The organism is Collinsella bouchesdurhonensis, from assembly GCF_900155365.1.
GTDB lineage: Bacteria > Actinomycetota > Coriobacteriia > Coriobacteriales > Coriobacteriaceae > Collinsella > Collinsella bouchesdurhonensis.
In genome coordinates this window covers 271,158-280,048 of record NZ_LT699742.1, presented here as the reverse complement: position 1 = coordinate 280,048, position 8,891 = coordinate 271,158, and the positions used below count along the sequence as shown (strand labels likewise).

At 56.9% G+C, this 8,891-nt stretch carries 6 protein-coding genes, 2 tRNA genes and 1 pseudogene; 5 read left to right on the top strand and 4 right to left on the bottom strand.

The genetic code is table 11. The features are described 5' to 3' along the window. Window positions 1-524 (top strand): annotated as a pseudogene (locus tag BQ9843_RS08790) (peptidoglycan-binding protein); the annotation flags it as partial. A gap of 206 nt (window positions 525-730) precedes the next feature. Here the strand turns inward: BQ9843_RS08790 and BQ9843_RS06215 are convergent. The 3 genes from BQ9843_RS06215 to BQ9843_RS06205 form a co-directional block, all read right to left on the bottom strand. Next, window positions 731-821 (bottom strand) — tRNA-Ser (locus BQ9843_RS06215). Window positions 822-924: 103 nt separating this feature from the next. Beyond that, window positions 925-3,357: a tetratricopeptide repeat protein gene (locus tag BQ9843_RS06210; protein WP_075844320.1), complete on the bottom strand. Its 2,433-nt coding sequence runs from the start codon at window positions 3,355-3,357 to the stop codon at window positions 925-927. A gap of 591 nt (window positions 3,358-3,948) precedes the next feature. Next, window positions 3,949-4,025: transfer RNA gene (locus BQ9843_RS06205), tRNA-Arg, on the bottom strand. 335 nt (window positions 4,026-4,360) lie between these two features. On the opposite strand from BQ9843_RS06205, the gene BQ9843_RS08785 reads away from it, so the two are divergent. Next, window positions 4,361-4,993, top strand: coding sequence for a hypothetical protein (locus tag BQ9843_RS08785; protein ID WP_075844319.1), 633 nt, complete (start codon window positions 4,361-4,363; stop codon window positions 4,991-4,993). A 90-nt stretch (window positions 4,994-5,083) separates the two neighbouring features. Next, window positions 5,084-5,734: a hypothetical protein gene (locus tag BQ9843_RS06195; RefSeq protein WP_075844318.1), complete on the top strand. Its 651-nt coding sequence runs from the start codon at window positions 5,084-5,086 to the stop codon at window positions 5,732-5,734. 291 nt (window positions 5,735-6,025) lie between these two features. Here BQ9843_RS06195 and serS read toward each other — a convergent pair whose 3' ends face one another. Beyond that, on the bottom strand, window positions 6,026-7,309 hold the full coding sequence (gene serS / locus BQ9843_RS06190) for a serine--tRNA ligase (protein WP_022386781.1): 1,284 nt from the start codon (window positions 7,307-7,309) through the stop codon (window positions 6,026-6,028). A gap of 132 nt (window positions 7,310-7,441) precedes the next feature. On the opposite strand from serS, the gene BQ9843_RS08780 reads away from it, so the two are divergent. Both BQ9843_RS08780 and BQ9843_RS06185 read left to right on the top strand, forming a co-directional pair. Further along, window positions 7,442-7,606 (top strand): DUF6724 family protein, encoded by a 165-nt coding sequence (locus BQ9843_RS08780; RefSeq protein ID WP_022386780.1) that lies wholly within the window; start codon window positions 7,442-7,444, stop codon window positions 7,604-7,606. A gap of 141 nt (window positions 7,607-7,747) precedes the next feature. Then, window positions 7,748-8,773, top strand: a complete 1,026-nt coding sequence (locus BQ9843_RS06185) for a hypothetical protein (protein ID WP_075844317.1) — start codon at window positions 7,748-7,750, stop codon at window positions 8,771-8,773. Window positions 8,774-8,891 lie beyond the last annotated feature (118 nt).

The window sequence follows — 8,891 nt, the reverse complement described above, 5'->3', positions numbered from 1 at the left end:
CCGACTACGGCCTCGGCCGCCCGGCATGGGGCAAGACCGTCGACCCCCAAAGCCATTTAAGCTCGCCCGCCTGCCCGGCCTCGCTGCAGTCCTCCCAGAAGGACGCGTACATGAAGCGCGCCCAGGAGTGGTACGACGCCATGGCCAAGGGCGGCAGCGCCCCGGCGGCCAAGCCGAGCGCACCGTCCGGCACGGCCTCCAAGTACGCCGACTGCCGATGGCTCCAGCGAATCGTCGGCGCGACGGCGGACAACATCTGGGGACCAGATACCGGCGCGCGCGTGGGCGCGGTGCAGATGGCCAGTATGTACCATGGCGTGCATTTCCCTTACGGCGTTGAGTTCACGCAGAGGGTCGTCGGCACCACGCCGGACGGCATCTGGGGAGTCAGGTCCAAGGCCGCGCACGACGCTATCGTCAAGCGCATCCAGGAGGGCTTCGGCATCAAGCAGGACGGCATCCTCGGGATGGATACCGACGGCCATATCCACGCCCTGCACCTCGCGAGCAACCACACGGTCTAATCGCGCAGCACAATCGCCTCCTCCTTTCGCCCCTCCCGGCCTCGTCCAGGAGGGGCGCTTTCCATGCGCCCGGACAGCCCGGACCGATTGCCAAATTCTTGCCATTCTTGCCAAAAATTGCCATTTTTACAGGGCGCGGCAGGAAGATACAGTAAAAAGAAAACGTCCCCTGAGCTGCGATAACTCATGGGACGTATCATTTCGACTGGCGGAGAGCTGGGGATTCGAACCCCAGATGCCCTTTTGGGGCATACTCGCTTAGCAGGCGAGCACCTTCGGCCTCTCGGTCAGCTCTCCGTAACAGCCGTAATATCATACCCTACTCGACCCCAACAGTACAAGAAAAGAAATGCAAGTCTTCAGAATTCCCCTGCAGTTACACAGCGACGCCATGCTCAATCTACTGCAAAGACCTGCTCAGCACGCTTAAATCATCGCTGCCGCGTGCATGCCACATCTGATAGACGCAGCGCGTTCCCAAGAAGAAAAAGCCATTATCGACCAGCAGAACTGCCAAATCGGCAATGAAATTCGAAACTTCCTCTGTGGGCGGCAAGGCAATTCCCGCCCGTTCGACGGTAGCAACCGCATCTTCAAACGAAGGCGGCTCCGAGACTTCCATCTCGGCCATAAGCGCTCGCATTTCCTCCTGCGCCGCAGGTTCAATCTCCTCGCCGCGCGGAATCAGCCGATAACATGCAAGCGCCATCTGTCTATCGCCCAAGTTCCAATAGGCAAACGCTATACGATAGAACAGGTAGCCGATGGAGGCGCGATCATGCGCAAGGCGCGCCGCATGCTTGCCCACCTCGACAACCTCATCAAAACGCTCTAGCTGGGCAAGAACGTTGATGAGCGAAAAATGCGCTTGCATGGAGGACTTCGCCATATCGTAAAGTTTGCGCGCCTGCGGCAGCAAAGCTTCTAAATCGCCTGCCTGCGTATAGAGATTGCACAGCTCATACTGGGCAAAGTAAAGGGCATCCGGCACGCGCAAAACACGGATGTCGCCGTCGTCCTCCGTGAGGGGAAGCAGCAAACGCGCAAGGTAATTCTCACAGAATTGAGATTCAATCGGACCCGTTGCCGCAAGCTCTTCCAGCGCACATGTTGCCTCGAGTCCATCGACGAGCTTGGCAAAACCCTTTGCCGCCGCAGCGGGATCGGTATGCACAAGCTCCCGAAGCTCCACCACCCGCTTGACGTGAGGGTCTTCGGAGTCCTCCATCACCTCAAGCTCCGCAGCGGTATCTGCCAAAAGCAGCGACCGCAACGATTCTGGCAGCACGCGCATATCGTTTGCCGGCGCCACCTTACGCCGGTCAACCGCGGGCCAAGCCTCCTCACCAGCATATATCGAGTCTTCCAGCGCCTTGAGACATGGAGCGCCCTCAAACGACCCGGCATCGAGCCGCTTGGCGACTTCACGCCACTTGGCCATATATGCCGAGCGCGTGAACTCGTAGATGCATATCGGAAGCCTCTCCTCGGGCCGTTCGTCGTCAAACAATGGATCGACCTGCACAAGGCAGCGCTCGATATTGAGCCCTGCCGCAAAACAGGCCGCCGCCAACGTAAGGACCACGCGCGATAGAAGTTCTGCGCGCAGCGCTCGAATTTCACCTTCATCGTATTTGGCCCACCCGCCCGCGAGCTCATCATAGAACGAGCGGGGCATGGCGGCGCAGGGCGGCTGCATGAACTGCACGCGCATGGCGCCGCGAGACACATCGACATCGAATCGATAGTCGAGACGCGTGATGACGTTAATCCCCTCCGCAAGACGCGCAAATCGCGTGCGAACATCCCATTCGCCCCCGGGTACGCATTGAATCGTTCCCGGCATCGCCCATGGATTTGGCTCCGAAAGCTGCTCCAACAGCTGCACGACCTGTCCCGTCGTCTCGTCGAAGATGCGACGGTCGATCCTCGAGCAGTCTTCTTCACTTGGAGACATGGAGGTGGGCGCCATGCCCGCCCCCATGCGATCAAGCATGCGAGAGAGGCGATTCAGAACCGTCTCAACAGAAAGCACTGTCTCCACTTCATGATGCGACAACCCCGAACGATCGAAGTTGACAAAGAAGCTGCGTGTGCGCTCAATGCGCGCGAGCGTAAGCGTCGTTTTAACCGAGCAAGTGCGCAAGCAGGGAAGATCCACCTCGCTCATCAAGCGCTTTGCATACAGCTCCAGACCGCAGGGATTTTGATTGCTCTCGATGCGATACAGCAGTGCGTCGATGGCGTCCGGAAGCGAGGCAGACGCAAAGCCGCAAAACAGCTCGACAGGCTCATCAAGCGCATGCATCTCGATATCAAAACGTTCATGTTCGGCATTCGGGCTTCCAGAGGAAATGGCACCGGAACTCGGCGCGCCAAAGACGCAGTAGCGCAGATAAAGCGACGCCAGGAAGTCACCGTAGCGAAGGCTGCGTTTCGAATTCCAGGTGGGCTCGTCGGCGTTCTCGCGCATCGTGCCCTCCACAGCACCCTTGAAGTGCGAAATGCGACGCAAGCGCCCATGTTCATCAAGTACGCTAATCGATCCCGACTCCGCATCGGGGCTTTTGCGAATCACCAGATCGGGAACATCCGGAAGCGCCGCGTCCTTCACCGGGGCACACGTACGGTACACTTCGCCGGACATGTTGACATAGCCCAAAATCTCGACCTGTGATCGTCCGACAAACCGCACAACGTAGCAGGCCTCCTGAGCATCCTTGCCAAACGCGCCGGAAATTGTGCCGTACGTTTCGTCGTCGAGCTGCTCGGGCATGTGCGTGAAGCGTTTTTTGCCCGCCAGTAGGCCCAGTTTATAACGAGCTGCCTGCATTGCCTCGTCCTTCTTGTTTAAGCCACCGGTAACGTGCTGGCAGCGAGATGTTCCGCATCCATCATACGTTCGATGCTAAGCCTCGGACCCAGGACGTCCGGCAGTCGGTGTCTTTGGGCACGGGGGACGGAGCTGGCCAGCTCATGGGCAACATAAATGCATAAAACGGTAGTCGATTTGAATAAAAAACAGGCCAATCAAGTTACTTTGGCATTTTCCGCAGACCGACCTGTGCGTTCTGGCAAAAAAGTCAATAATTGCGCGATATGACGACCCTTTCCATCAACGTTTAGGCGCTGAAACTGCCGATGGCGACCATGAACGACGTTCATAGTCGTCATCGAGCCTTCAAAGGCCATTCGGGCAGTTATACACCCGCAAACGCGATAACCGAATCGCGCAAATATTAACTTTTTTGCCAAAGCAGGAACTTTCGCATGCACACAAGCGCTTACGGGCGCATCGTGATCGAGGCGCTCCTCATAAGGCTGCGAGCACAAGGACAAAAGCGTTGCCACCAAGCGCCTCGCAGGCGGGGCGAAACACCGCGATAAAAGAAAAGCCCCCATTGCTGGGGGCTTAACATTCGGTTGGTGCGGCATATAGGATTCGAACCTATGACCTTTTGATTCGTAGTCAAACGCTCTATCCAGCTGAGCTAATGCCGCAGCGCGCTATTTATAATGCCATCGCCCCTAGGTCGCGTCAAGAAAAACTTTTCTAAAAGTCAAAAAATTTTTTGCTTCACGCATGCAAAACATCTAAAGCGCAGGTAAATAAGGCATCTGATCAAAATGCGCTCCTCGATTGATTTCGCATCGCACCCTCATTTTCACAAATGGGACGTTTGTGACGCTTTGCGCGATGCATTCGGGACCCAAGGCGCTTCCAAAATAACCTCCAGCCGATAGCCTCATAAGTGAGAAGGACCCGTCGCGGCACCCGTTGATCCACTCAACGACCCATGGGTCGAAATGAAATGCACATGGAAGGACGAGAACCTATGAAGATCTCCAAGAAGCTACTGGCGGTGTGTGTCGCAGCTCTCACCCTAAGTATGGCCTTGATGGGCTGCAACAGCGGCACGAGCTCTTCCGGCGGCGGAAGCGCCCCCACAGGAGCCGCCGAACAAAAGGAATCCAACAAGCCTGCCGATGACCGTGTCGACTTTACGTGGTTCAAGGCCTCTGTGCCCGAGGGCTATGACATCTGGTCCGATACCGGTGACGGCGGCTTTGTTGGCAGCATCTGCTTCAAGAATGTTGAAGAGAGCGACAAGTCCATCTCCTTTGACGTCGAATCCGACGACGCTGAGACACTCGTTGCCGATGAAATCGACAGCGACGGCTATACCGCCGGCGAAGACATCACTATTGGCAAGTACACCTGGAAAACTGTCAACTTCACCTGGAACGATACCCCGAGCGTCGAGCTGATCGCCGAGATCCCCGACACCGGCCAAAGCGTTGTCATCTACCTGTTCATGACGACTCCCGACGACCCTGCCGTCAAGGCATTCCTCGAGTCCCTCGAGTTCCCTGAGAACCTCGAAGAGGCACATAACGAAGCCAAGAACATCAGCATTGCAGACCTGTGCAAGGAAAACGGTCTCACTGAGTACAAGCCGGGAAAGTAGCCCGTAGTTCATGTGAGTAAGGCAGGCGTTGCTCCACACAACGATCTGCAGGATAAGCGGAGAGGGACGAGCAAGAAAGGACGAGAACCTATGAAGATCACCAAGAAGCTATTGGCGGCGTGCGTTGCGGCTCTTGCCCTGAGCATAGCCCTCATGGGCTGCAACGGCGGCAACACTCCCAAGCCCGCCGGCAGCGCCGCTGGCAGCGCCTCCAAACAGACGACCGAAAAGAAAGAGCCCAAAAAGCCTGCCGATGACCGCATCGACTTTACGTGGTTCAAGGCCTACGCGCCCGAGGGCTACGACGTATGGGCGCGCAGCGGAAGCGATGGCAACGTGTCCGAAATCCTCTTCAACGGCATCGAGGATAGCAACAAAGTCATCTCCTTTGGCGTAAGCTCCACGAAGGACGCCGAGACGGTTGTCACCAACGACTCGGCCCGCGATGGCTACGAGCGCGGAGAAGACGTAACCATCGGCCGGTATACCTGGAAGACCGTCAACTTCACGTGGCACAAGACGCCGAGTATGCACCTCGCGACCGATATTCCCAACTCCGGAAGAAGCGTCGAGATCACCCTCTTCATGGCGACCCCCGACGATCCCGCCGTCAAGGCATTCCTTGAGTCCATTGAGTTCTGCGAAGAAGATCTCGAAGAAAAGAAGCTTGAGGCCAAGGACATTAGCATCAAGGACCTCTGCGAGGAGAATGGACTTGTTATCTCCGGAACGAGAAAGTAGCGTCACATCCAACATGACACCGCACGCAGAGTAGCCCGCAGGGCAACCTGAGCGCGCGAGCAGGGCCCGATTCCCGCCTCCCCCGGGAATCGGGCTTCTTTTTTGCTTATGTCCCGCACTTCCCGTCTTATTGGACAGAAAATGCGTCCGATTCAGGGCCTCCCGCACGGATGGGCAGCCTTTCTCGCTGCTAAAACTTCCGTCGGAGCGCCGCCGGAGCGCGCGGCAGATAAAAGCGGCGAAGCCCCATGGGACTCCGCCGCTCATCAGGCGATATATTTGCAAGAAGCCTTATGCCTCAGGCACGATCTTCTCCATGCCGCCCATGTAGGGACGCAGCACCTCGGGAATGGTAACCGTGCCGTCCTCGTTCTGGTAGTTCTCCAGAATGGCCGCCATGGTACGGCCGGCCGGCAGGCCAGAGCCGTTCAGCGTATGCAAGTAGCGCGAACCCTTGAAGTTGGCAGGATCGCGATACTTGATGTTGGCGCGACGTGCCTGGAAGTCACCGCAGTTGGAGCAGGACGAAATCTCCTTGTACGCGTTGTAGCTGGGCAGCCAAACCTCGATGTCATAGGTCTGACGAGCCGAAAAGCCCAGGTCGCCCGTGCACAGGCTGATCACGCGATACGGAAGGCCCAGCTGCTGCAGCAGATACTCGGCCTCGGCGGTCATGCTCTCAAGCTCCTCGTCGGACTCTTCAGGCTTGGCGAACTTAACCATCTCGACCTTGTCAAACTCGTGCTGGCGAATGATGCCGCGGGTATCGCGACCAGCAGAGCCAGCCTCCTCGCGGAAGCACGGAGTAAAGGCGGTATAGCGGCGCGGCAGCGTGTCGGCGTCGAGCACCTCGCCGGCGTGCAGGTTGGTAAGCACAACCTCGGCGGTGGGAATCAAGAAGTTGTCGCCCGACACATGATAGGCGTCATCCTCGAACTTGGGCAGCTGACCCGTGCCGAACATGGTCTGGCGCTTAACGACGATGGGCGGCCACCACTCTTTGAAGCCACGGCTCGTGTGCGTGTCCACAAAGAAGTTGATAAGCGCGCGTTCAAGACGGGCGCCAGCGCCACCAAGAACGGTAAAACGGCTACCAGAGAGCTTATTGCCGCGATCGAAATCAAGGATGTTGAGGTCGGTACCCAAGTCCCAGTGAGCCTTGAACTCGAAATCGAACTCACGCGGGGTGCCCCAGCGGCGGCGCTCGATGTTCTCGTCCTCATCCTTGCCGTACGGGGTGGCCTCACACGGGACGTTGGGCAGATGGGCCATGAAATCGGTCAGATCGGCCTCAATCTGAGTACGACGCTCGGCAAGACCGTCGATCTTCTCGTTGACCTCGCGCACGGCCTCCTTGGCGGCCTCGGCCTCGTCCTTCTTGCCCTCCTTCATCAGGGCGCCGATCTTCTTGGACTCGGCGTTGCGCGTAGCCTGGAGCTCCTCGACCTCGACGATGACCTGACGACGCTCATCATCCATCTCAAAGAACTTCTGACGGTCCCACGAAGTCTGGCGATTGGCCATGGCCTCGTCGATAGCGTCGGGATTCTCTCGAACGAATTTGATATCGAGCATGCTTCCTCCGTTGTACCGCGCCGGCGCCGTGCCGGCACCGCGATGTGTATTCAGGTTGGCAATATACCATTGCTCTCGCAAGTATATACTTATGGACAGTTTGACTTGACCCCCAGAAGGTGAGATGGCTGGATGGACACGTTTTTTTCCTTTTTGTTTGGCACGCGTGAAGGCGTGGGCATTCTCTTTGTTGTCGGCATCCTCGTCATCGGACTGGTTGCTTTTATTCTCGAGAAACGCACGAGCAAGATGTATGTAGACCGCGGGCCCAGCGATGATGACGACTGGGATCTCTAAACACAGCCCGCAACAACCAGCACTCCATTATTAAGGTCTGACGCCCCTGGCATCAGGCCTTTTTGCTAGCAATCACAGCCCATTGCCTTGTGCCGCCCACGGTATACTAAACCCTAAGGCCATTCGACCTTGGAGTACGCCATGAGCAGACACCACGACTCTAATATCGACCCGTTTAACGCCGGCGAGCCTATAATGCCGGAAGACACGCAGCCAAGTGATTTCTTGGGTGACGCATGTTCCTTTGCCGATAAAGACTACTCCGCGCCGCGAAAGCGCCCCGATGCCTACCGCGCGCCCACCGACAACTCCCCCGCCAGCGTCGCCGACAAAAGAGCCCATCGTGCATGGAAAGCAGCTTTCAAGACTCGCGACGGCAAGACGAATCAAAAGCCTCGGGCGTCCAACCACACCAAGAGCAGCTCCCCTAAGACAATCGGTCGCCGCAGTAAGCTCGCTATCTTTATCCTCATCGTCTTCATCCTCGTAGTTGCCGGAAACCTTCTCGACAGCACCCTCTTCGACGAAAGCCCATTCGCGTCATTTGAGGAAACCTTCTCCACGCATGACGACGATACGTTTGATCATCCCCGAGCGAGGCAGCTGGATCCATCGGAACTGGATGAGGAAGAAAGCACCGTTTACGATGTTACCTGCCAAACTCTCTCCGCCTTACAAGACAACGAAGATGTACGCGAGCGCATCTGCAACAATCTCTCGCAGGAGCTTAAAAACTCCTATGGATACGATGTCGAGGACCTCGGCATCGATCCGACGATTTACGCCAATAAGCTGCTAGGCAACTTTACGTATCAAATTGAAAGCGTCTATGCGTTTACCAACAACGAAGATCCCGCCGACAACCGTGGTACCGCCTTTTTCGATTACTTTGTTCCAAGCGCCTATGATTTTGACGAGACCTTCCACGAAGAGCTTAGCGAGTATCTCTATGACGAGGGACTGAGCAGCGCTCACAGCCAGCTGACTGATGCCCAAAAAGAGCGCGTGCGCGAAATATACAACGACGCGCTAAACGAAATCGAAAATGACGATACCGAATCCTCTTACGGATCGCTCGAATTTAGCTACGACGGCGCTTCGAATACATTCAGCCTTAAAGAACAGAGCTTTAACGAGCTTGTCGACTCTGCCTTCCAGCTCTTTTAGGAGTCCGTGCAGCGCGTTTAGCAAGCAATGATGTGTCGTTCTGGCTTGCGTCTTCGCTTCGCGAATCCGCGGCCACGCGGCCGGCTGCCGCCGCCCGCTCGCACGCTCGGCTACGGGC